The following is a 21,588-nucleotide window of genomic DNA, read 5'->3' as shown; positions in this document are numbered from 1 at the left end:
GGAGGATATACATTATGAACAGAATCGATTTAACACCTTTATACCGTAGTAGTGTCGGCTTTGACCGTTTAGCATCTCTGTTGGACAGCACCTTACGTGGAGAACAAGGCTCTGGCGGTTACCCACCTTATGACATCGAAATTTTAGACGAAAACCAATACGCCATTACGATTGCTGTGGCTGGTTTTGAGCAAGATGAATTGGATATTCAGACTGAGAAAGGTGTGTTGACCGTTCGTGGTCGTAAAGCAGACAGCGATAAAGAACGTAACTTCTTACATCAGGGTATTGCTTACCGGGCTTTTGAACGTAAGTTTAATTTAGCAGATTATGTGGAAGTTACAGAAGCGAACTTAAATAATGGTTTGCTAACTATTAACCTGGCCAAGGAGGTTCCAGAGGCGATGAAGCCGAAGAAGATTGCTATTGGTCAGGCAGAAAGCAAAACCATTGAACATCAGTCTGACAAAAGCGAACAAGCCGCTTAAGTTTTAACTGAAAAGTCTTGCTTATAGAAAAAATAGGGGCCGTTGAGCCCCTATTTTTTTACTGCGCTAAACGCAATAATGTATTCATTAATAACTGAGTCCCTTTTTCTACGTCGTGCCAGTGTGACCACTCATCGGGAGCGTGGCTGACGCCGCCTATGCTTGGAATAAAAATAAGCCCTGTCGGCGTCAAGTCAGTGAAAAATTGAATATCATGACCGGCGCCGCTCGGCATTATGATATAGGGGTAATCGAGCTTCTTTACTTCTTCTTCGATTAAACTGACCATTTCTGGACTAAAATGTTTAGGCTCTAACCAACTCATTTGTTCGTATTCGAAATACAGCTTATGTTTACGAGCAATGGAAGATAAAACTTTGCGACAACTATTGGCGAGTTGATGCATCACATCTTCCTGCATATCACGTCCAACAATGGTGAAATGCGCTTCGCCGGGAATGGTGTGTGCATAACCGGGTTTTAGCTCTACGCGACCAATGGTCAGGCGACTCTTGTCAGTACCTTCTTCATCTATAATACGGATAATCTCATGAGCAAAGTCCGCCAGTCCCATAAAAGCATCGCTACGCATATTCATTGGTGCGGTACCAGCATGATCGGCTTTACCCTTTAATTTGACCAGCCATTTGAAAACTCCGGATATACCGTCAACAACACCGATACATTTATTGGAATTTTCGAGTACTGGCCCCTGCTCAATATGCAGTTCAAGAAATGCTTTCATACTGGAAGGATCGCGTCTGGCTCTTAAAGTGTCATGGTGACTAAGCCCACATCTTTTCAGGGCATCTTTCAGGTATTCCCCCTTTGGATCTCTGGCACTCTCAAGCCAGTCGAGGGTGAGGTTTCCACTAAGTGCTTGAGCACCTAACATGCCACCAAAACGACCTTCTTCTTCACTGGTGCCAATCACCTCGATAGGGCAATTAATGGGGATATTATTTTCCTGGATAACTCGAATGCACTCGAGTCCGGCAATGACGCCAAGGGTTCCGTCAAACATACCTCCTGCGGGAACAGAGTCGAGGTGAGAAGCAATAATAATCGCAGGCTGATCGTTATCGCCTAACCGACCACAGACATTTCCTGCACCATCCATATGAGTTGTAAGTCCATTGCTTTTGAATTGCTCGAGCATCCACTGTCTGGCCTGCATATCGATTTCAGTTAACCCTTGCCGATAGATACCTCTATCTTTTTCATTAAAGCCAAAGTTAGATAGCTCGTATAAGTCTTTCTCTATGCGTTCGATATTTATAGTACTGATAGCAAATCCTTAGTTGATGTGAGCCATGGTTAAATTATAACCACTTGTTTGATTTGAATACAAAGCTTTGCTAAGGTGGGTTGTCTTTCAAAAAGACAGCGAACATAGGTTATGACCAAAAAAACAATGGCGGTCTTCCTGTTCCTGCTGATGTTTACTAGCGGGGCGTTAGGAAACGATCAATGTGGCACAATGCAATGTCCATTGACGTTAGAGCTAAAAGAAGGCAAGGATGAAATTATTACGTCAGGCCACTTTAATTTAATATGGCCGGTAAAGGAAGCTCTGTCAAAAGGAGAGAGAGAGGATGACGGCCCCGGTATTGCAGACGCTCTTGTTGATGATGAAACACATGCTGCAACACAACTTCTCATCGCTACCGATCAATCTTTCTCTCAAGTAACTCATACCATTCCAATACATTCTACTAAACGAAAAATCAGCCTTACCGGATTCTCGGACGGTGAGTATTATGCTCGTTTATTTGATGGTCATAATGAACCAGTCAGTAACACGGTTAAGGTCAAAGTGAAGCACCACTCGATGGGGCGCGTGTGGATCATCTTTACTTCAGGAGCCGTTCTTTTTGCTCTGTTAATTGCTTATATGGTAGCTAAAGTCTTTCGACACAAAGAATAAGGTTAATTATGGACTATAACCCGATCTCGATTAATACCGCTTTAATTTTGTTAGTTATATTCGGCATCGTCTGGATATTTTTTGGCTGGTGGCTCGGTAGAAAGAATAAAACGCTCGATGATTTTATGTTGGCCGGGCGGAATGTTGGTTTGGCGTTTGCTGGGGCAACGGCGATGGCCACCTGGATTACCAGTAATACCACCTTGGTTGCACCTCAGTTAACGTATGAATTAGGTATCTGGGGCATGGTTGGGTATTCCTTGGCTGCGCTTGGCTTAATCCTTTTTGCCCCCATGGCTAAACGAATTAAAGAGTTGATGCCGGAAGGTTATACCTGCGGTGATTTTATTCGGGTTCGTTACGGCAAGCCTGCATGGATTGCTTTTCTGATCGTATCTTTTTGTTATGCCATGGGCTGGCTGGTCAGTTTAGGAATGGCTGGCGGTGTGCTGTTAGATACCTTGAGTGGTCTAAATTATAAGGTTGGGATGACCGTTATTCTCGCCATCTGTGTGAGCTATACCTTGCTCGGTGGTTTAAGGGCTGTTATCGCTACCGACTATGTCCAAACCATTATTATTATTGTCGGTGTTTTGATTATCGGTTTCGTATGTTATCAGAGCGTTGGTCTGGAAAGTGTGTACGAGTTTAATAAAGAAAAGCACCCGGAGCTGCTGAGTTTATTATTCCCCGCAGCCATGATGTTTTTATTCAATAATATTTTCTTTGGCATCGGCGAAATATTTCACTCCAATGTATGGTGGTCCCGTGCATTAGCATTCAGGCCGGGTATCGGTAAGAAAGCTTATTTGTTGTCGGGTTTTTTGTGGTTGCCAATTCCTATCGTAACCGGTTTTGTCGCCCTTGCTGCACCTTCCCTGGGGTTGTACCCGGACTCGAGTGATATGGTCGGTCCTATGGTGGCTGCAAAACTACTGGGTGATATTGGTGCTATCTTTGTCTTTATTGTTGTTTTTTCAGCGTTGGCGTCGAGTCTTGATTCGCTGTTGGCTGCGACCAGTGATCTGGTAACTCGAGATATTTATAACGGTTTAATCGATAAGGCGGCCAGTAAAGAAAAACTGCACAAGCTGAGCAAGCTGGTTATTCTCGGCTTAGGTGTTGTTACATGGATTCTCTGTTTACCAAAAATTACAACACTAGGTGCGTTATTGAACTTCACGGGTGCCTTTGTTGCCAGCACCATCTGGCCGATTGTTTTAGGTTTATACCAACGCCGTATGTCAGGGAATTTTGTGACAGCAGCCTTCGTTTTGGGAACTACTTGCGGTTTAATCGGTTATCACATGATAGGTTTCTATGTAGCTGCTCTATTTAGCTGTATTACATCTTTTGTTATTTGTATGGTTGGTTTAATTGTTAAGGATGATAAGTTTGATTGGCAGCGGTTAAAACATATGGAGAAAATGCAATGATTATTTCTCTGGAAGCGTTAGAGACATTAGTACTGGTGGCAATGGGTGTGACCTGTTTGTCACCAATCATTTTAATCATCTTGTTGATAAGGGATTGGTTGAAGGAAGAATTATGGTGAACCCAATGGTTGATGAGAATATGAAGTTTTCTAGAGTAAAGCCCGACGTCTATGGTGACGCACAACCAAAAGCTTTACTAAAACGAATACAAGAAGACGGCGATAAGCTGCAAGTCCTATCGAACCAACATATCGTAGCGGCAGATCAGTTTGATGCGGACACGTTATTACAACTTTTCAGACTGGCAAGTAAATACGAAGGTAACCCAAGCCGTTACAGTAACCCGTTACAGGGAAAAATTTTGATCAGTGCTTTTTACGAACCGAGCACGCGTACCCGTTTATCCTTTGAAAGTGCCTGGCACCGTTTAGGTGGGGATATTATGTCTATCACGGATAGAGCCACTACCGGGATTGCCAAGGGAGAGTCCTTGGCTGATATTGGCGAAATGTTTAACAACTATGGTGACTGCGTTGTGTTACGAGAGTCGAACGAAGAGTCGGTGACGGAGATGACGTCGACCTTACGCATTCCTATCATTAACGCCGGTAATGGTACTCGAGAGCATCCGACTCAGGCGATGGCCGATCTTTATACGATCTTTAAATGGAAGCCGGAACTGTTAGAAGACAAGGGTGAAAAAATTCGTATTGGAGTCGTCGGGGTTCCAAGCTTTATGCGCACAGTTCGCAGTTTGTTAAAACTGTTTGCTTTGTTTCCTGATATTTTCGAAGAAGTCGTCTTAATTCATGATGCCGAAGATGGTGAAATGTTTACTCCCGATCAGCGTGAAAAACTTGAGGCAAAAGGATTAAAATTAACGACTAGCAGAACTCTGGATGATGTCCTGCCTACGTTAGATGTGATCTATATTAATGCTATTGTCTGGGGCGGCGATTCGTATGCAGAGTACGGAACTAAATTCAAGTTAGATAAGAGTTCGCCATTAAAAGACGACGCCATTATTTTGCACCCGCTGGCTCGCGGTGACGAGTTATCAACTGATTTGGATGATACTCATCATAACTGGTATTTCTCACAGGCAAGAGGAGCTGTTTTTGTACGTATGGCGTTGCTGACCTGTATGGTCGAGAGAACGGAGCGCGTATTGGACGTGGTTTAAGCCAAATTACAATCATCCCTTTGAACGAATAAATAAATCCAGGAGATTTAGTGTATGTGCGGAATCGCGGGTGTAATACACAGTGATAAAAGCCGAACAATTAAGCCTCAGACGTTAGTGAATATGGCGGCGATTCAATACCATCGCGGGCCTGATAATTTTGGATACCATAACCCAGAGGGTGCGGGTGTTGGTATGAGCCATGCACGTCTAACCATTATCGATCTTGATGAGGAGCGTGGGCGACAGCCGCATGTTAGCGACAATGGCCGCTATATGATGGTTCATAATGGTGAATTTTATGATTTTCAACGAATTCGCGCCTCAATGACGGCTCAGGGTGCACGTTTTCATAGTAAAAGCGACTCCGAGTTGGTATTGCAAATGTATCCCCATTACGGCATTGAAAAAACCGTTGAACAACTGCGCGGAGAGTTTGCTTTCTCGATTTATGATCGTGAAGAAGAAACGATGTATCTGGTTCGAGATCGTTTCGGTATTAAGCCTCTTTACTGGACTGAAACAGAACATGGCGTAGTGTTTGGCTCAGAGTTGAAAGTGTTATTTGCACATCCTGATGTTAAACGCGAGATTGATTCTGAGGGCCTGTATCATCAGCTGATCCAGGTGATGGTACCTGGTTCGACTGCTTTTAAAGGGGTTAATCAGGTCCCGCCAGGACACTGGATTAAAATTCAAAGAAAAGATGGCAAGCTACATATCGAACAGCATAAATACTGGGATATTAATTTTCCACAAGCAGAGGAACATTTAAAAGTTAAGGAAGAAGAGGAATATATCGAGGGTGTTCGCGAACAACTGCTAGAAGCCGTTCATTTGCGTCTTAACGCAGATGTTCCAGTGGGAGCTTATTTATCTGGTGGTATTGATTCCTGCTCGATTTTGGGGTTATCAGCTGCCGTGCGTCAGGATCCGGTAAAGGCTTTTACCATTGGCTTCGACGATGCGGATTATGATGAAACGCCGATTGCCACTGAAATGGCGGAAATGACTGAGGCAGAGCAAATAATTCTGCCTTTATCGGCTGAGCACCTCTATGATCATTTTGAGCGTACTATCTGGCATACAGAAAGAACTATCTACAATACGCTGGGTGTGGCTAAGTTGTTAATGAGCCAAAAAGTACGAGAGCAGGGGTATAAAGTTGTACTGACTGGCGAGGGTAGCGATGAGTTGTTCGCGGGCTATCCGGCCTTTAGAAAAGATATGTTCCTGTATGGTTTGGCTGACTTGCCGGATAACCTTAAAAGTGAACTACATGACACACTGGCTGAGTCGAATGTTTTGTTTAAAGGGGCGATGTTGCCAAGGGAAGAATTTCACTCGGAAGCCATCGATCAGAAAGTAGGTTTTACGCCAACCTGTATTCAGAGCTGGATGGGCTGCGATAACTTTGCGCGGAATCTGATGTCGAAAGAGCACCAGTTTAATATTAAAGATTATGATCCGGGTACAGCAATGGCCGAACAGTTTGATGAGTCACAGCTGGAAGGTCGACACCCGCTGGATAAAGCCCAGTATGTGTGGATTAAAACCATGCTCGAGGGCCAAATCCTGACCTGGGGCGGAGATCGAGTGGATATGGCGAACTCAATGGAGGCGCGCCCACCATTTCTTGATCATCACTTAGCTGCATATGCTGTGAATATTCCTCCTCAAATGCGAATAAAAGGACCCGTTGAAAAGTACGTCTTGAAAGAAGCGATGAAAGGCTTATTACCAGAGACGTTATACAAACGTCAGAAGTTTGCATTTATGGCACCGCCAGCGCACACCGATAAGAAAAAGTGGGGTGCTTTGATGGAGCTAATGGAGGAGTTTGCCAATGAAGAAAAGATCAACGAAGCTGGCTTGATTGATTATGCGGCATTACGGAATATGATTGATAGTCATGACGATCCAAAGGTACCTCGTGATCACAAGGTACAGATGGATGCTATTTTGAACCATGTGCTTGGTGTGCAATTATTGCATCATCATTTTGTAAAGCAGGATATTCCAAAGAAAGCTGAGGCAAAAGCATACGAGCTGGGTTGGATTGCATAGCTTGCTGTATTCATTTGAAAAGCTCTTCAGTTGAAGGGCTTTTTTTGTGTCTGCCAAGTCACTTTTGCACTGAGTAAGTCTATAGTGACTTGCATTTGTCACCTTTATGTAAAATTGTTGTATGCTTAACTATGATTCTGCAAGACTTCGGTTATACTGATGACTAAAAGTTAAACAATTGATGTGGGCACAGCAGTTTTAACTGACAAGTTAAGGGCTGCTAGTAATTGGACTAGGTTATGCATATAACGAGATATACGGATTATTCATTAAGAGTTTTAATCTACTTATCGTTAAATAAAAACAAACGGACGACGATAAAAGATATCGCCGATAGTTATGATATTTCGAAGAATCACTTGATGAAAGTTGTTCATCATCTTAATAAAATCGGTTATATAGAAACGCTACGCGGCAAAAAAGGCGGAATGAAATTAAGTGTTTCACCGGAAGATATTAATATTGGAAAGCTGGTAATGGAGCTGGAACCTGATTTCAGTCTGGTTGAGTGCTTTTCACCGAAAGGCGCTTGTGCCATTACGCCTGTTTGTGAGTTAAAGTCGATTTTAGCATCGGCCTTAAGTGCCTTTCTGCAAAGGCTTAATCAATACACCTTAGCCGATGTCGTGGTCAAAGGCGGCGAGGAAAAGGCGCTGGGCATTCTTGGTATTGAAGCGAATAAAACGTCAATTCCTTTTAAAAACGTTGGTTAGTTTCGCTCCCTGACTCCGTTGTTTAAATTCGGCGTGTTAAATTCGTTCCCATACCCAGTACAGGCCGAGCATAAAAATTATGCCGCTTATCAATGGTAACGTTACTTTATAAATACTATCCCTTTTAGACATTAACCACAGTATGGGTGTCGCTGCAAGAATAATGGCTATTTGCCCTACCTCAACACCTAAATTAAACCCAACGATACTGGTTATTTGGTGGGATTTACTTAAGCCTAATTCGCTTAAGGCACCGGCAAAGCCCAGTCCGTGCAATAAGCCAAATGCGACCGTCATCATCATGATATGCCTTATCCAGTGCGTTATCGCATTCAGGGCGGCAAAAGCCACGGATATAGCAATACCTACCTCGGCCCATTTCGGTGAGACCGTTATTAAATTTAAGGCTGTTAAGGTTAACGTGATTGAGTGTGCCAATGTAAAACCGGTAACTAACCATAACAGAGATTTTAAATTGAAATTGTTATCCTTTGTTGGTTTTTGATTGGCGGTTGGTTTGGTCCATTTAAAGTGGAGCAGTAGTGTGAGTAAAAACAGCACATGATCAAGACCAATCCAGATATGAATCATGCCCTGATAAAGATAAAAAACAAGGGTATCCCAGCTTGAGTTTGAACTTGCTGCAACTCGCCATACTGCATCTGGATTATTGATAATGGCCTGAGTTTGACCATCATCAAGGCTCCAGTTAACTAAAAGCTTATGGTTATTGGTTGTTTCAAACAGAGCACTGTAATGTAAGTTAAAGTCACCTCGACATTGTATCAGAAGCGGTTGTTTTAATAGTCTTTCCCCGTAACTATCTGTCAGAGAAATATTCTCATCCCATTGGATGTCGCATTCATCGGACTTAGTGTTAACCTCCAGGTGCACATCTAAGTAGCTCGTGATTAACGAGTGCGAGTTGATGACTTCACCCCAGGTAAGCGCGCCATTTTGATTGGGGTCGAGCTTTAGTGTGTGTTGTAAATCTTTAAGTGACAATTCTATAGCCCCTTTATGATGTTCTGCTGAAACCTGTTCCATGGTTAAGTTAGCAGTACTGAACTGGTGTGCTGTTAAAGGCAGGCTGCAAAATAGTAGCGTTAGCAGTATGGCAATGTGGCGCATCAATAGCCTCACTTGTTATTCATGGCACTGGCTTGTTGCAGGATATGCTTGTCGCTGGGCTCTTTGACTTGTTGCCAGTTTAGCTTAGCCCATTTCAGCGCCTGTTCAGGGTTTTGAGCAATAAAAATAAAGTAATAGGCAATATCAGCGGCATGTAGCTTGTCATTTCTGCGCTGGCGCAATTCGACCAGCTGTTGCGCTAGTTTCTGATAGTTTGCAGGTACTAACTGCATTTCTTTTTCTGCTCGAGCCAAGCGCATAATAAACCCATCTTCGAGGTTATTGTCGGCGGAGGGTATTAAAGCCTTTAAGGCTTGATAAACTTTTTGTGGCCGCTGGTTAGCAAAGGCCATGTCGGCCCACTGATACCATTGGCTCGATGGCGCATTGAGTAAATCATAGCTAAAGGCTTCTTCTGCCTTTTGGTAATTCTGTTCAATGCGAAAACTTGTCCCCTGTATTTGATGGAAATAGCGAGTTAATGGATCGTTGTCCGCTGTGTAGCGCTCCCTGAGAATAGACAGGGATTGAGCAGTATTAGACGAACGTTGATAGATTTTAACTTCGATGGTGCAGAGCTCTCCTGCCTGAATATGGTAAGAGATCAATTTTCTACAGGCCTTTTCGGCTGCTGGGTAATTACCCTGAATAAGTAATAGTCGAGACTGGATAAGCAGTGCTTGAGGGTAGTGTTCGCTACTGTCCTTAACGTTGCTAAGTAGATCGAGTGCACGTTGGAAGTGATGAGACTGCTGAGCAATATTGGCTTTTGCGATAGTGTACTGGGCTTGTTGTTCCTTGTTTAACGAATGCATCATGGGGGCAAGTCGTTTTAACATGACACTGGCATCGTTGAGGGCGTGACTCTGCCCTGGATACTGGGATTGTTGAATGAGTTTTGACATCATTGTGAGAAGTCGTTGTGGGTTCGGTTGTGTTGAACTTTGAACAGTCATCGTGAGCGGCGACATACGGTTGGGCTCGTAGTGCAATACGACTTCCTCTTCGCTTTGAGGAACCCATTGCTTAGCAAAGGAAAGAGACGATACCAGCAGCAAACTCAATGCTACTGGTATCAGTTGGTATCGTTTATTGATTACCATCTTGTACCAAGTCCTGATAAGTGGTGGTTGTCGTTACATCAAAGATGAATTGACGGCCATTCACTCCAGATGGTTCATCGTTACTTTGATTCGAGTACGATTTGCGGCTATAGGAACTGAACACTTCCTCTTTCACATTAACCGTAATCTCAACGTCAGTTACTGCGCTATTAAGAGAGCCATCACTGGCGACAAATGTGAAGATGTCGGAGCCGGTGAATTCTTTGGCTGGGGTGTAGGTAAAATTTCCGTCGACGCCTAATTCAACGCTACCTGACTGAGGCTCAGCTACTATATTGAAAGTCAGGCTGTCACCATCGGCATCATCGGCCTGCAGTTGATCCATCACCGGAGTATCCGTTTCAGTTACCACTGTCGCTTTGGTCGTGACCGGAGCCTGATTGATGTCAGGTTCCGTATCATCACTACAACCAATTAATAGAAGTAACGAGGACATCGCCGCCAGTTTATAAATATTAACTATTTTCATGGGTTACTCCTCCTTAGTTTGGTGAACCGGCAACAGGCGTTTTCAAGTAAGGAAAACTTTCATCCAGGTCTGTTGCGGATAGCGGTGCGCCATCAGTGAATGGCGCATTGCCAACATTGGCGTCAGAAGGTTCGCAGTAACCGAGGTTCGTTGGAGTACCATTTACCGGGAACTCATAACATAAGCGACCCATAACGACGCGCAGTGCAATATCCACGACATCGTCACCCGGGCGTCGTCCATTGGGGAAACCCGCTAAGTCATCACCGACCACACCGTATGGTGATTGCTGTGATGCTGGAATTGCAGGGATGGCCGTATTGAGGCGTAACATTTCGGATGGGGTTACCGTGGCCTGCTGATTAACGCCTGGGAATCCCGTTAGGAATGCCGCAACCAGATCCTCTCGGGGGAAGTTGGTTGGAGCAATGGTCTCAAAGTTCGTACCCAGGGTTGAATTAACTGCGTCCCTGAACAATATATTCAAGAGTTCTGGGAAGCTCGGGTGGGTAACATAGTCGGCAAATTGCCCATCGTCCGCTGGAGTGGCAGTTGAGAACTTGTCTTTATCCGGTAAGCCAATAACCACTTCGTTGACTAAAGGATTACTTAAACGAGAAATTTGCACTTTAGCACCACCATTCACTTCCGGTTTTTCGAAAGTGGCATTGGGGTTCTGGATACGAGCCTGTGGTACGTATGCTGTTGTCCAGGCACCGATAACGCCATTACCGTCGCCAACAATACAGCTGGCAGGTAGTTCTAACGCAAAGGTCGTGACATTTTTATTTCGGAGGTCGTCGTTCGCAATATCTTGTGTGATACCTCCTGGGAACCCGCCACCATCACCTGCGCCTGGTGAACTGTCACCTTCAACGGGAACATAGTTGACCAGGTCAAAACTTTCGCCCAGGTTTACAGCGAAAGCATCGGAGCGCTGTCCGACAAAAACCCTACCATCGGCTGAGCATCCTGGTACGCTGATGTTATAAATGTACTGGTTAGCGTAATCTTGATACGCCGATGTCGAGCCAAAGGTTTTGTCACCGATATAATCCCAGGGTTTAGTGAAGGTCGTTTCGCCACCGGAACCGGTAATTGTCGAACTGGAACCGGAACGTACGGGACCTTGCACCAGGTTTAAAGTATATTGTTCGGTAAAGTTCAGTGCCGAATTGTCTCCGGCAGCGATCCCGCCAGCATTTTTCAGTGGAATAGCGATCTGCTTCTGAGCGCCGTCTGGGCCAATGGCAAGCTGAATACCAGCGCCATCAGCGGCTAAGTTATTATCGAAGTTAAACTGGAAGGTTAAATCTTCAACCGCATCACCATCGCTGTCGATATGGATGTTATAATCGGCAGCAGTATCCAGCGCAAAGTAGTTGGGCCCACCGTAAGCGTCCTGAAGTGGAACGTAGTTTGCGATCAGGGTAACATAGCCTGAGCGGCCGCTTTCGTAGCTGTTGAATACATAGAAATCGGTGGAGTCTAGAGTTGGATACCGCGTGATATTGGGAGCCTCGCGGTGACTGGAAGCCGCCGTTTCCTGAGAAATGTAAGCGCCTGTCATGCATAAGCAGACAGTGCTCAATAGGATGTGCTTCTTCATGGTTCATACCTCTTTTTTCTGTGGGGTATTTTTGTTGCATGGCGAACAATCATTGTCTGTGAATTCGTCTGTAACATTGATACCCCCGTCTTATTTCGCGCGATGAACATGATCTTTCATCGGGCCTCGTATTTACCCTAAGACTGACGATGTGAAAGTTATGTAAAGAAACTGCTCGGATCTGTCGCTGGTTTTGTGACTGATCCGCCATATCAGTGGTTTGTCTGTACTTTCAAGGTATACTGGTCTTTAAATGGGCTCGTTGTTCCCGGGTCAGCCTGGCCCAGGCGAGAAGTGGCATATAAAGCTTGCCTTTAAGCGGGTTTCGGCATATAAGTAAAGACAATCCTGACTCTCCTAATTGTTGTCTCGAGGCAAACCCTATTGAACGATGCATTGATCGATGTTTCATACCTGGCTGGTCCTCGCTTCGGCGAAACTCCGGCTTTATTCGAGAAAATTGCTCAAGATATTGGTGAGCAAGGCTATAGTATTAACCCAAATGCTCTTCCCCCTGAGTTAGCTCAGTCGCTTTACCAGCAGTTACAGCAAATGCCTCAGGCCGAATTTGATTCGGCAGGTATTGGTCGACAAGTGGATCATATGCTGAATAGTTTTGTGCGCACTGATGAAATCTGTTGGATCGACGGTTCGTCAGAGACTGGTGCTCGTTGGTTGGAATGGACTTCAGCATTAAGGCGATTTTTGAATGCACGGTTGCTTCTTGGACTTTTTTCATTTGAAAGTCATTATGCGCACTATGCGCCGGGAGATTTTTATAAGCGCCATTTCGATGCATTTAAAGGCGAGTCTAACCGTGTCTTGTCATTAGTGATTTATCTGAATCCGGGCTGGTTGCCGGATGATTCGGGGGAATTAGTTATATATCGCGATGAACTTGATATGGAAGGAACAAAAGTGACACCGAGTTTCGGCACCTTGGTTGCCTTTTTAAGCGAAGAGTTTCCGCATGAAGTGTTACCGGCGGCAAGGGATCGTTATTCGATTGCTGGCTGGTATCGTTTGAATACGAGTCACGGCCAAAAAGTTGACCCGCCTCGCTAAAGAGAGCTGATAAAAAAGAGGTGCCGCATGGCACCTCAAAATCAGGAGAGCCTATCTTATTATTATGGAGTCTCTTTGACTGGGATTGGCTGAGTAAGCGGTTCGCGGCTTGGTTTATTGAGTAGCCCTTTAATGACCTGCCAGGTAACGGCCAGAGCACCAACGATAAAGACGACGTCACCGATAGTTCTGACCCAGCGTAGCGTGTAAAGAAGTTCGCTTTGCATGAAGGCTTCGCTCCGGGCGTACCAGAAACCTTCGCTGACGCTGGCATAAAATTGAATGATTCCTACCGGCAACAGACTCGTTAGCAGCATCATCATGAGGCCAATGTTGAGCCACCAGAACCCTGTTTTCATCAGCTTTTCGTCAAACACCATGTGCGGACGAATATAGCGTAATATCATCAGCACAAAACCAATGGCGAGGAAGCCGTAGACACCGAACAGAGCGGCATGTGCGTGGGTTGGGGTCATGTTCAGACCCTGCACATAGTACAGTGATACCGGAGGGTTGATCATAAAGCCCAGTACGCCAGCGCCGAACATATTCCAGAAGGCGACGGCCACGAAGCACATCAAAGGCCAGCGCATTTTTTCCATCCAGGGCGCACGGTTTTTCAAGCGATAGTTTTCCCAGGCCTCATAACCCAGGACAATCAAAGGCACCACTTCGAGTGCACTGAAAGTTGCACCAACTGCCATCACAGGTGTTGTTGTACCGGAAAAGTAGAGGTGGTGGAAGGTGCCAGGAACACCGCCAAGCATGAAGATGGAAGCCGAAGCAAGGCTGGCAGCCGTTGCGGTTGAGCGACCGATCAACCCCATGCTGTGGAAAATGAAAGCCAGCGACACGGTTGCGAATACTTCAAAGAAGCCTTCAACCCAAAGGTGCACGATCCACCAGCGCCAGTATTCCATGATGGAAATGTGTGTTCTTTCGCCGTAGAAGAAGCCGGCACCGTAGAATAAACCGATGGCAACTACCGATGCCGTTAACAGTACCAGCAGGTTTTTATCACCTTTCTTTTTCAGCGCTGGAGCGATACCGCGCAGCATCAGAACCAGCCACAGGACAATCCCGGTGAATTTGCCCCAATGCCATAGGCGTCCCAGATCGACATACTCATAGCCCTGGTGTCCTAACCAGAAACTTAAGTGTTCAGGCAGGACTTGCGCAATTGCCATATAGCTACCGATAAAAGTGCCGGCGACCACGGCAACCAGAGCCCAGAATAGCACGTTGACACCGAGCTTCTGGTACTTGGGATCTTTACCGCCGTTGATGATCGGTACCAGGAATAGACCCGCCGCCAGAAAACCGGTAGCGATCCAGAACATGGCTGCTTGAATATGCCAGGTACGAACCAGCGAGTAGGGGAACCATTTTGAGGTCTCGATACCATAGAAGCCTTGTCCTTCGACGGTATAGTGTGCGGTGAACCCTCCTAACAGGACTTGTAGCGTAAACAGGGCAACCACAACCAACAAGTATTTACCTAACGCTTTCTGCGAAGGCGTTAACTTAAACGTGGTAATGGGATCTTGCTCTGGAGCCGGAGGCTCATGTTCTTCCTTCTTGCGCATAAAGGCCCAACCCCATACCAGTCCGCCAACGCCGGCGATCAACAGAATCACACTGATGATCGACCACACGATATTTTCAGAGGTAGGTTTGTTGTCGATAAGCGGTTCATGCGGCCAGTTATTGGTGTAAGTGGCATCGCTACCAGGGCGCTCGGTTGCGGCTGCCCAGGCTGTCCAGAAGAAGAACTGTGTCATGACTTCCCGACGTTCCGCATTAGGCAATGTATTTTCTTTCATCGCGTAGTGGTTGCGAGTTTCTTTGAGGTCGGCGGCATCGCTAAATAACCGATCATAGTAATCCGCGGTTTGTGCGATTGCTTGAGCACGACGTGCTGAAACTGCCATCTTACCAGTGTCTTTATTAAACGTATTGGTGCGATACTCTTGTTTTAAGCGATATTTGAGGGTTTGTTGCTGTTCGCCATCCAGCTCATCATAAGCCGCGCCATAATTGTCTTGCGCCGCCATATCCAGCCATGCCATCAATTCTCGGTGGAGCCAGTCAGCGGTCCAGTCCGGTGCTTGATAGGCTCCGTGCCCCCAGATAGATCCCAGTTGCATGCCACCGATAGACTGCCATGCCGTTTGGCCATCAAGAATCGATTCTTTGGTCATTAATTCCTGCCCATCAGTGCTGACGACTTTTTCAGGGATGGGAGGGGCCTGTCGATAGACTTCATTACCAAAATAGCCAAGTATAGCGAAGGTTACCGCTAATATTGCTATCAGGGTAAACCAGAGTTTGCGATATTTACCCATGATTATGCTCCTCTCAGGTAGTTATCAATACGTTCAAATAAAATGTTGTTTTCGATGTGAATATGATTAATTAAGTCTTGTTTAAAAATTTTGAGTTTTTGGTTAAGTGTTTGCCAGGTATTGCAGGCATCCGCCGGAACTTCAAAGTTGTTTGCCAGATGCTGCAATTGTTTTATCGATTCGCTATGGTCGTCGTGCTCCATTCGCATCACCGCGACCGGGCTTGTTGCCATATGAGCCATGCCGCGTTGAATGATCGGAAATAAAATCTGCTCTTCTTTGAGCATATGCGACTCCATTTCTTGTGACATTTTTTGTAAATGTTCGGTTAAACCTTTAGGGCAGGCCGGGTGTGAAGCGTGAACGGTTTCAACGCGATCGGCCAGATCCAGCAACTCGGGTAACTGCTGACGGTGGACCTGATGGTAGCGCTCCAGAATATGGTTAATGATCTCTTCGTTAGATGCCTCACTCAGGCTCGGAGTTGCCGGGGCTGGGTGTTTAACTAAATAATTTAACGCGTTAACAGTTTCCGCTATATCCAGTGCTTGAGCATCCAGAGCATCGGCCAGTGTCGTCTTACCAGCACAGCTATAATCAATACCCTGTTGGTACAACAGTTCGCTGGCACCCGGAATATCACGGGCTATTTGTCCTAATGGGGTGATTAATAAATTCATATTGCTTGTCTCCAAGTTGTCAATCTGCTTGGGTTATTAGCGTCGCTTAGCAGGAGAAATCCTAAGCGTATAAACGCTAATGCCCATGACACAGCAGAGAGCCATAGCAGTAGTTGCGAGAAAGTATCGGCGGTAGCTATAACTCGTAAAATGGTCGCCAGAGAAATGAGGGAGATGATGCTGAGCGATGCGACCATGGGTCGTGGTTCTGTTGAACTCCGTTTAAAACGGGACTTCAACATCAGGCTCGCCGACAAACAGCCTATGGCTCCGACAGTAATCATGTGCAAAATAGTATCGACAGGCAGCTTAAACCAGAACGCCAGGCTCAGACCTGAAGTACCCAGTGCCAGCCATAAATAGCCGACCGCTAACCCAAATAAGTCCGGACGATTCGGGCAGCGCCAAACCTGCCAACGAACGAGACGAACCATTAATACACAGGCAGCTAAAAATGTAGGTACTCCTGCTAACTGTTTGGTGCTAGGGACTAAGATGCTGAGGGCACCAAGGGGCAGTAGCAGGAGTATTAACGCTTCTAAGCGAGGTTGTACGGGAGTTTGTAACCGTATTCCCTGCTTTTGTAATTCACCGGCGGTGGTTGGCGCTATCATGCGGCCACCAAAAAACGCCATTAATAAGATCAGTAGGAGTAAGGTGGCGGAAACCAGCTGGCGATGCTCGATTGTGAGTGACATTTGCTGCTGCAATAACCACAACGCAGGTAATAAACAAATTATTAATAGCAGGGGGCTGATTACTTTATTGCGCCACTTCTTTGCAGCGAAAAAGCGTGGCACGATATGCCAGGCTAGAAATAGAGCAAACAAAGGGCTCAACCACTGTGAAATTAAATGTGAAGGAGCCAATAAGTAACTAATACGAGCGGCAAGCCACAAAACAAATAAAGCAAGTAGTAAACGTTGCGTTATTTTCCCCAAGTTATAACCTGCAATCAGCGCCAGAGTAAAACCAAAAAACATTTCATGGCCGTGACCTGTGGCAATCAAGCCCCTGGGCCAGCCAGCGTGAAGGGCGAATACAGATAGTAGCACTGCCATTGCAGCATAAATGCTTGCTGCGGGGAAAAATAGTTTCTGTGCATTCACTTTCTTCATGCTGGCCCTAAACCCTAGAAGATGTATTTATAATACATCTTTATGTTTGTATTGAAAAGCTCTTCACTCAAAGATGCTTTTGGTTTATCAAAAAGAATTACGATATTATTTGCTTTTAAAGGATAGTGGCATGAGTTGATTTATCTTTGATCTAGGTCAAGATAGGTCGACATGATTGAAAATAAGGTATATTGTAAATGCATGATATAGGTCGTTCTGTTGCTATGGTACAGGAGTAAATGTAATGGTTGTGCCGGGTCAATTATTCTATAAAATCATTGCCTTAGCGGCTGTGTTGATCGGTTTTATTGGGGCTTTGTTACCTTTATTACCGACGACACCTTTTTTATTGATAGCAATTTGGGCTGCATCCAGGGGCTCACCACAACTGAAGAGCTGGCTCATGAATCACCGTCATTTTGGTCCGGTTCTTAATGACTGGTATCAAAGAAGAGCGATCCCGGTTACCGGTAAGTGTTTGGCTTGCGGCATGATGCTTAGTAGCTGGCTTGTTCTGTGGTATAGCGGCGGACACCCTTATCTGCTCTGGGGACTTGGGTTTTTCTTTGTTGGATTAATACTTTTTATTGTAAGCCGGCCTTCGTCGTAGTTTAGGAGAAAACTTTGTGAATATAACCCGGTATACTGATTATTCCTTACGGGTGTTAATGCTTCTCGCATTGCAGAAGGGGCGGTTAACGACTATTCAAGAAATTTCAGAGCGCTATAATATTTCCAGTAACCACCTGATGAAGGTGGTACATAGCCTGAATAAAAAGGGCTATATCGAAACCGTTCGTGGTAAAAATGGTGGCATACGTCTTAAGTTGGAACCAAATGAAATCTGTATTGGTGTTCTGGTTCGTGAAATGGAGCCTGACTTGGCATTAGTAGAGTGCTTTTCTGATAAAAATCAGTGTGTTATTACACCCGTTTGTGGTTTAAAAGGGGTGTTAAGTAATGCTTTAAAGTCTTTTTTGAGTACCCTTGACGAGTATACGCTGGAAGATGTGTTACCAGAGCAATACCGCTCACAGTTAGCACGCATATTGCAAATCTCTGAAGTATAATAAGGCTATATTCACCTCCATTATGTTTTAAGTACCAGTATTGGCCGATATGGCTAACCCTGTAATTTCTTTAAATAATAACTTCTTAACAGAAGCTCATACGTTTTCTATGGTAGTGTTGTTCTTATAACAAAAGATGTAATTAGTTTACGTATTTAAGCGACTGCATGATCTAGATCATATTGGTTTGCGCATTTTAGTCTGATACTAGATGACAGTGAATAACCATGTGGAGAAATGATTATGTGGGGAAAGAAACTGCTAGTGACTCTAGCGATAGCAACTGTTGCTTCCGTTGGGGCAGCAAAGAAATTACCTGTTGAAGACGCTGTATTGACTTCACCGCCCAATGTACCACCAGCCATTGAGCGTGATCATAACGCGCGTGTTGTGGTGCACCTGGAAACGGTAGAAAAAGTCGGCACCATGGCCGATGGTGTGGAGTATGTCTACTGGTCTTTTGGAGGCTCTGTACCGGGTAGCTTTATTCGTGTGAAAGAGGGTGATGAAGTTGAATTCCATCTTTCTAATCACCCCTCATCAAAAATGCCGCACAACATTGACTTACATGCGGTAACTGGCCCTGGCGGTGGTGCGGTATCGTCATTTACGGCTCCGGGTCACACATCAACCTTTGCCTTCAAAGCTCTTAATCCTGGTTTGTACGTTTATCACTGCGCGACAGCGCCAGTGGGCATGCATATCGCAAACGGTATGTACGGCCTGATTCTGGTCGAGCCGAAAGAAGGGCTACCCGAAGTGGATCGCGAATACTATGTGATGCAGGGTGACTTCTATACCAAAGGCAAATATGGTGAAGCAGGTCTTCAACCGTTCGATATGGAAAAAGCTATCGATGAGGATGCTGATTATGTCGTCTTTAATGGCGCGGTTGGCAGCTTGACAGGCGATAATGCATTGACAGCCAAAGTAGGCGAAACGGTGCGCCTGTATGTGGGTAACGGTGGCCCAAACCTGGTTTCTTCCTTCCATGTGATTGGTGAGATCTTCGATACCGTTTACGTCGAAGGTGGTAGTGCTAAGAATCATAATATTCAGACGACACTGGTTCCTGCTGGTGGCTCTGCGATCGTTGATTTTGAGGTACAGGTTCCGGGTAATCTGATTCTGGTGGATCACTCTATCTTCCGCGCATTTAACAAAGGTGCGTTAGGCATGATTAACGTTAAAGGGGATGAAGATAAGGTCGTTTACTCAGGTAAATTAAGCGATGCCATTTACCAGCCCGAAGGCTCTGCTGTGCAGACCATGGAAGGCGATTATAAAGTTGCTAAAGCTCAGAACAAGGAAGATAAAATCAAGTTCGGTAAGCGGGTTTACGACGCCAACTGTAAAGCATGCCACCAGGCTAATGGTGCCGGCGTGACTCAGGCGTTTCCGCCTTTAGCAAAATCCGATTACTTCAATGAGGATCCGGTTCGAGGCATTAAAGCTATTCTTCACGGTCTCGAGGGTCCGATTAAAGTTAACGGCGAGAGCTTTAACAGTGTGATGCCAGCGATGAAGCTGGAAGATGATGAAATCGCAAACGTTTTAACTTATGTACTGAACTCCTGGGGCAATAAAGGGGGCGAAATTACAGTTGAGCAGGTACAGAAAGTTCGCCAACAGAAAGGCCACTAAGGTCTGATTGAACTGTTATGAAAATACTATCCCTTATCATAGCAACTGTTTCACTGGCTCTTGCGGGGGCCAGTGAGCAGGTCTTGATTGAAGGGGGGGAGTACCGGCCGCTGTATATGAGCGAGGATAGCCCAATGCAGACGGTTAGTAGCTTCTACCTTGATCAATATCCCGTGACTAATCAACAATATCTGGAGTTTGTCGAGCAAAATCCACAGTGGCGCAAGACAGCAGCACCTTCAATTTTTGTTGAGCAAGACTATTTAAAACATTGGGACAGTGACGAAAGCTTTGAGGCAATTGCCGCGGAGAGTCCAGTAACCTATGTGTCCTGGTTTGCGGCGGATGCCTACTGTCAGTCCCAAGGTAAGCGGTTACCTAAAGTTGCTGAGTGGGAACTGGCGGCACTGGCCAGTGAAACACAGGCAAACGGAAGTCTTGAGTCTGGTTATAAACAACAGATATTGACTTGGTATAGCAAGCCCAGCCCAAAAACTCTACCGAGCGTTGGTGGGAGCCCTGCTAATTACTGGGGCGTTCATGACTTGCATGGCCTGGTCTGGGAGTGGACGGAAGATTTTAACTCGACGCTGGTCACAGGGGAGTCTCGCGAAGATAGCACCATAGATACCAAGCTCTTTTGTGCGGGAGGGGCGAGTGGTGCGGTCGACCCCGGAGATTATGCCGCTTTCATGCGGTATGGCTTCAGGAGTAGTTTAGAAGCCAAGTTTACATTATCAAACTTAGGCTTTCGTTGTGCTTCAGATATGAAATCAGCCAATGGAGATTAATATGAAACAATGGCTAACGAATATTCTAATTAGTAGTGTCTTAGGTCTTGCTGCTCATTCAGTAGTGATTGCTGGCGATATGCCTGGAGACTCTATTTACCAACTGGGTAGTCAGTGGACGACTCAAGATGAAGAGTCGCTAAACATTGGACAGTTAAAAGGCAAAAAGCAGGTAGTGAGTCTAATCTATACTCACTGTATGCATACCTGTCCAACAATTGTAGCGACGATGCAGGAAGTTCAAAAGTCACTTCCCAAAAATGAGCAGGAGCGAGTCGGTTTTGTGTTAATTTCATTAACACCAGACTCAGATACCCCTGAGGTGTTAAAGTCGTTCGCCAAACGGCGCAAGCTGGATCCGAAGAGCTGGACATTGCTAACCGGTTCAGAACAGGACGTTAGAAGTCTGGCCATGGCGCTGAATATTAAGTACAAAAAAAGCGATGATAACGAAGTCGCACACTCAAACTTGATGACAGTTTTAGACGAAAATGGGCGAGTTCTGTTTCAGGAAATCGGTGACATTGATAAAGCACAAGAAACTGTCCAGCGCATTATCAGCCGCTGAATCTAACCATTTATCCTTACATTTTACACTGTCATATAGAGCCGGTTAGTTACTAACTGGCTTTTTTTACTTTTCAGTTCTTAATCTTGCCTAAAGCGGCATATAAAAAAACACAAATAGTATTGAAGTCACAAATGAGAAGCGTTATCATTCGCGAAAA

General features: G+C 45.3%; 20 protein-coding genes. 12 read left to right on the top strand and 8 right to left on the bottom strand.

Annotated elements, in window-relative coordinates; translation table 11 throughout:
* Positions 1 to 14 precede the first annotated feature (14 nt).
* The gene (locus H7708_RS00840) at positions 15 to 488 is read left to right on the top strand and encodes an Hsp20 family protein (protein ID WP_223668568.1); all 474 of its coding nucleotides are present in this window, start codon (positions 15 to 17) and stop codon (positions 486 to 488) included.
* Positions 489 to 546: 58 nt separating this feature from the next.
* On the opposite strand, the gene H7708_RS00835 is transcribed toward H7708_RS00840, so the two are convergent.
* Positions 547 to 1,776: a Zn-dependent hydrolase gene (locus H7708_RS00835; RefSeq protein WP_407929713.1), complete on the bottom strand. Its 1,230-nt coding sequence runs from the start codon at positions 1,774 to 1,776 to the stop codon at positions 547 to 549.
* Positions 1,777 to 1,887: 111 nt separating this feature from the next.
* On the opposite strand from H7708_RS00835, the gene H7708_RS00830 reads away from it, so the two are divergent.
* The 5 genes from H7708_RS00830 (at position 1,888) to H7708_RS00810 (ending at position 7,814) form a co-directional block, all read left to right on the top strand.
* A complete protein-coding gene (locus tag H7708_RS00830) occupies positions 1,888 to 2,415 on the top strand; it encodes a hypothetical protein (protein WP_223668567.1) in 528 nt (175 codons plus the stop codon).
* An 8-nt stretch (positions 2,416 to 2,423) separates the two neighbouring features.
* Positions 2,424 to 3,851, top strand: a complete 1,428-nt coding sequence (locus tag H7708_RS00825) for a sodium:solute symporter family protein (protein WP_223668566.1) — start codon at positions 2,424 to 2,426, stop codon at positions 3,849 to 3,851.
* 124 nt (positions 3,852 to 3,975) lie between these two features.
* A complete protein-coding gene (locus H7708_RS00820) occupies positions 3,976 to 5,034 on the top strand; it encodes an aspartate/ornithine carbamoyltransferase family protein (RefSeq protein ID WP_407929712.1) in 1,059 nt (352 codons plus the stop codon).
* 54 nt (positions 5,035 to 5,088) lie between these two features.
* Positions 5,089 to 7,101 (top strand): asparagine synthase (glutamine-hydrolyzing), encoded by a 2,013-nt coding sequence (gene asnB, locus H7708_RS00815; protein WP_223668564.1) that lies wholly within the window; start codon positions 5,089 to 5,091, stop codon positions 7,099 to 7,101.
* A 239-nt stretch (positions 7,102 to 7,340) separates the two neighbouring features.
* Positions 7,341 to 7,814, top strand: a complete 474-nt coding sequence (locus H7708_RS00810) for an Rrf2 family transcriptional regulator (RefSeq protein ID WP_223668563.1) — start codon at positions 7,341 to 7,343, stop codon at positions 7,812 to 7,814.
* A gap of 36 nt (positions 7,815 to 7,850) precedes the next feature.
* Here H7708_RS00810 and H7708_RS00805 read toward each other — a convergent pair whose 3' ends face one another.
* The 4 genes from H7708_RS00805 to H7708_RS00790 are packed head-to-tail and all read right to left on the bottom strand — an operon-like array spanning position 7,851 to position 12,147.
* Positions 7,851 to 8,957 carry a HupE/UreJ family protein gene (locus H7708_RS00805; RefSeq protein WP_223668562.1) on the bottom strand — a complete coding sequence of 369 codons (1,107 nt, stop codon included), beginning with the start codon at positions 8,955 to 8,957 and terminating at the stop codon, positions 7,851 to 7,853.
* Positions 8,954 to 10,048: a tetratricopeptide repeat protein gene (locus H7708_RS00800; RefSeq protein ID WP_223668561.1), complete on the bottom strand. Its 1,095-nt coding sequence runs from the start codon at positions 10,046 to 10,048 to the stop codon at positions 8,954 to 8,956. Before H7708_RS00800 ends, H7708_RS00805 begins: the two co-directional genes overlap by 4 nt.
* Entirely contained in the window at positions 10,035 to 10,538 is a 504-nt protein-coding gene (locus H7708_RS00795; RefSeq protein WP_223668560.1) for an Ig-like domain-containing protein, read from the bottom strand. Before H7708_RS00795 ends, H7708_RS00800 begins: the two co-directional genes overlap by 14 nt.
* A gap of 13 nt (positions 10,539 to 10,551) precedes the next feature.
* Positions 10,552 to 12,147 carry a DUF4331 domain-containing protein gene (locus tag H7708_RS00790; RefSeq protein WP_223668559.1) on the bottom strand — a complete coding sequence of 532 codons (1,596 nt, stop codon included), beginning with the start codon at positions 12,145 to 12,147 and terminating at the stop codon, positions 10,552 to 10,554.
* A gap of 396 nt (positions 12,148 to 12,543) precedes the next feature.
* Here H7708_RS00790 and H7708_RS00785 point away from each other — a divergent pair, with 396 nt between their 5' ends.
* Positions 12,544 to 13,212: a 2OG-Fe(II) oxygenase gene (locus H7708_RS00785; RefSeq protein WP_407929711.1), complete on the top strand. Its 669-nt coding sequence runs from the start codon at positions 12,544 to 12,546 to the stop codon at positions 13,210 to 13,212.
* Between the two features lie 62 nt (positions 13,213 to 13,274).
* On the opposite strand, the gene H7708_RS00780 is transcribed toward H7708_RS00785, so the two are convergent.
* From H7708_RS00780 to H7708_RS00770, 3 genes are read right to left on the bottom strand one after another with little or no spacing between them, the layout of a single operon-like run.
* Positions 13,275 to 15,557: a nitric-oxide reductase large subunit gene (locus H7708_RS00780; protein WP_223668557.1), complete on the bottom strand. Its 2,283-nt coding sequence runs from the start codon at positions 15,555 to 15,557 to the stop codon at positions 13,275 to 13,277.
* 2 nt (positions 15,558 to 15,559) lie between these two features.
* Positions 15,560 to 16,237 carry an iron-sulfur cluster repair protein YtfE gene (ytfE, locus tag H7708_RS00775; protein ID WP_223668556.1) on the bottom strand — a complete coding sequence of 226 codons (678 nt, stop codon included), beginning with the start codon at positions 16,235 to 16,237 and terminating at the stop codon, positions 15,560 to 15,562.
* Complete coding sequence (locus tag H7708_RS00770) at positions 16,234 to 17,355, bottom strand: NnrS family protein (protein WP_223668555.1); 1,122 nt, start codon at positions 17,353 to 17,355, stop codon at positions 16,234 to 16,236. Before H7708_RS00770 ends, ytfE begins: the two co-directional genes overlap by 4 nt.
* A 244-nt stretch (positions 17,356 to 17,599) precedes the next feature.
* Here H7708_RS00770 and H7708_RS00765 point away from each other — a divergent pair, with 244 nt between their 5' ends.
* From H7708_RS00765 to H7708_RS00745, 5 genes are all read left to right on the top strand, one after another.
* Positions 17,600 to 17,965: a YbaN family protein gene (locus tag H7708_RS00765; protein WP_223668554.1), complete on the top strand. Its 366-nt coding sequence runs from the start codon at positions 17,600 to 17,602 to the stop codon at positions 17,963 to 17,965.
* A gap of 16 nt (positions 17,966 to 17,981) precedes the next feature.
* The gene (locus H7708_RS00760; protein ID WP_223668553.1) at positions 17,982 to 18,425 is read left to right on the top strand and encodes an RrF2 family transcriptional regulator; all 444 of its coding nucleotides are present in this window, start codon (positions 17,982 to 17,984) and stop codon (positions 18,423 to 18,425) included.
* 243 nt (positions 18,426 to 18,668) lie between these two features.
* Positions 18,669 to 20,069, top strand: a complete 1,401-nt coding sequence (gene nirK / locus H7708_RS00755) for a copper-containing nitrite reductase (protein WP_223668552.1) — start codon at positions 18,669 to 18,671, stop codon at positions 20,067 to 20,069.
* Positions 20,070 to 20,086: 17 nt separating this feature from the next.
* Positions 20,087 to 20,860, top strand: coding sequence for a formylglycine-generating enzyme family protein (locus H7708_RS00750; protein ID WP_223668551.1), 774 nt, complete (start codon positions 20,087 to 20,089; stop codon positions 20,858 to 20,860).
* A 1-nt stretch (position 20,861) separates the two neighbouring features.
* Positions 20,862 to 21,428: an SCO family protein gene (locus H7708_RS00745; RefSeq protein ID WP_223668550.1), complete on the top strand. Its 567-nt coding sequence runs from the start codon at positions 20,862 to 20,864 to the stop codon at positions 21,426 to 21,428.
* Positions 21,429 to 21,588: the final 160 nt, after the last annotated feature.

The sequence above is a fragment of the Kangiella shandongensis genome (assembly GCF_020005365.1).
In the GTDB taxonomy this organism is placed as follows: domain Bacteria; phylum Pseudomonadota; class Gammaproteobacteria; order Enterobacterales; family Kangiellaceae; genus Kangiella; species Kangiella shandongensis.
Note: the sequence above shows the minus strand (reverse complement) of the source record. Positions and strands in the feature narration are given on the sequence as shown.

What these genes read in the sequence shown, in the direction of transcription:
- H7708_RS00770 (WP_223668555.1), bottom strand. Translation starts at nt 17,355, where the DNA reads ATGAAGAAAGTGAATGCACAGAAACTATTTTTCCCCGCAGCAAGCATT.
- H7708_RS00765 (WP_223668554.1), top strand. Translation starts at nt 17,600, where the DNA reads ATGGTTGTGCCGGGTCAATTATTCTATAAAATCATTGCCTTAGCGGCT.
- H7708_RS00780 (WP_223668557.1), bottom strand. Translation starts at nt 15,557, where the DNA reads ATGGGTAAATATCGCAAACTCTGGTTTACCCTGATAGCAATATTAGCG.
- H7708_RS00825 (WP_223668566.1), top strand. Translation starts at nt 2,424, where the DNA reads ATGGACTATAACCCGATCTCGATTAATACCGCTTTAATTTTGTTAGTT.
- asnB (WP_223668564.1), top strand. Translation starts at nt 5,089, where the DNA reads ATGTGCGGAATCGCGGGTGTAATACACAGTGATAAAAGCCGAACAATT.
- H7708_RS00800 (WP_223668561.1), bottom strand. Translation starts at nt 10,048, where the DNA reads ATGGTAATCAATAAACGATACCAACTGATACCAGTAGCATTGAGTTTG.
- H7708_RS00830 (WP_223668567.1), top strand. Translation starts at nt 1,888, where the DNA reads ATGACCAAAAAAACAATGGCGGTCTTCCTGTTCCTGCTGATGTTTACT.
- H7708_RS00820 (WP_407929712.1), top strand. Translation starts at nt 3,976, where the DNA reads ATGGTTGATGAGAATATGAAGTTTTCTAGAGTAAAGCCCGACGTCTAT.
- nirK (WP_223668552.1), top strand. Translation starts at nt 18,669, where the DNA reads ATGTGGGGAAAGAAACTGCTAGTGACTCTAGCGATAGCAACTGTTGCT.
- H7708_RS00750 (WP_223668551.1), top strand. Translation starts at nt 20,087, where the DNA reads ATGAAAATACTATCCCTTATCATAGCAACTGTTTCACTGGCTCTTGCG.
- H7708_RS00795 (WP_223668560.1), bottom strand. Translation starts at nt 10,538, where the DNA reads ATGAAAATAGTTAATATTTATAAACTGGCGGCGATGTCCTCGTTACTT.
- H7708_RS00745 (WP_223668550.1), top strand. Translation starts at nt 20,862, where the DNA reads ATGAAACAATGGCTAACGAATATTCTAATTAGTAGTGTCTTAGGTCTT.
- H7708_RS00790 (WP_223668559.1), bottom strand. Translation starts at nt 12,147, where the DNA reads ATGAAGAAGCACATCCTATTGAGCACTGTCTGCTTATGCATGACAGGC.
- H7708_RS00840 (WP_223668568.1), top strand. Translation starts at nt 15, where the DNA reads ATGAACAGAATCGATTTAACACCTTTATACCGTAGTAGTGTCGGCTTT.
- ytfE (WP_223668556.1), bottom strand. Translation starts at nt 16,237, where the DNA reads ATGAATTTATTAATCACCCCATTAGGACAAATAGCCCGTGATATTCCG.
- H7708_RS00810 (WP_223668563.1), top strand. Translation starts at nt 7,341, where the DNA reads ATGCATATAACGAGATATACGGATTATTCATTAAGAGTTTTAATCTAC.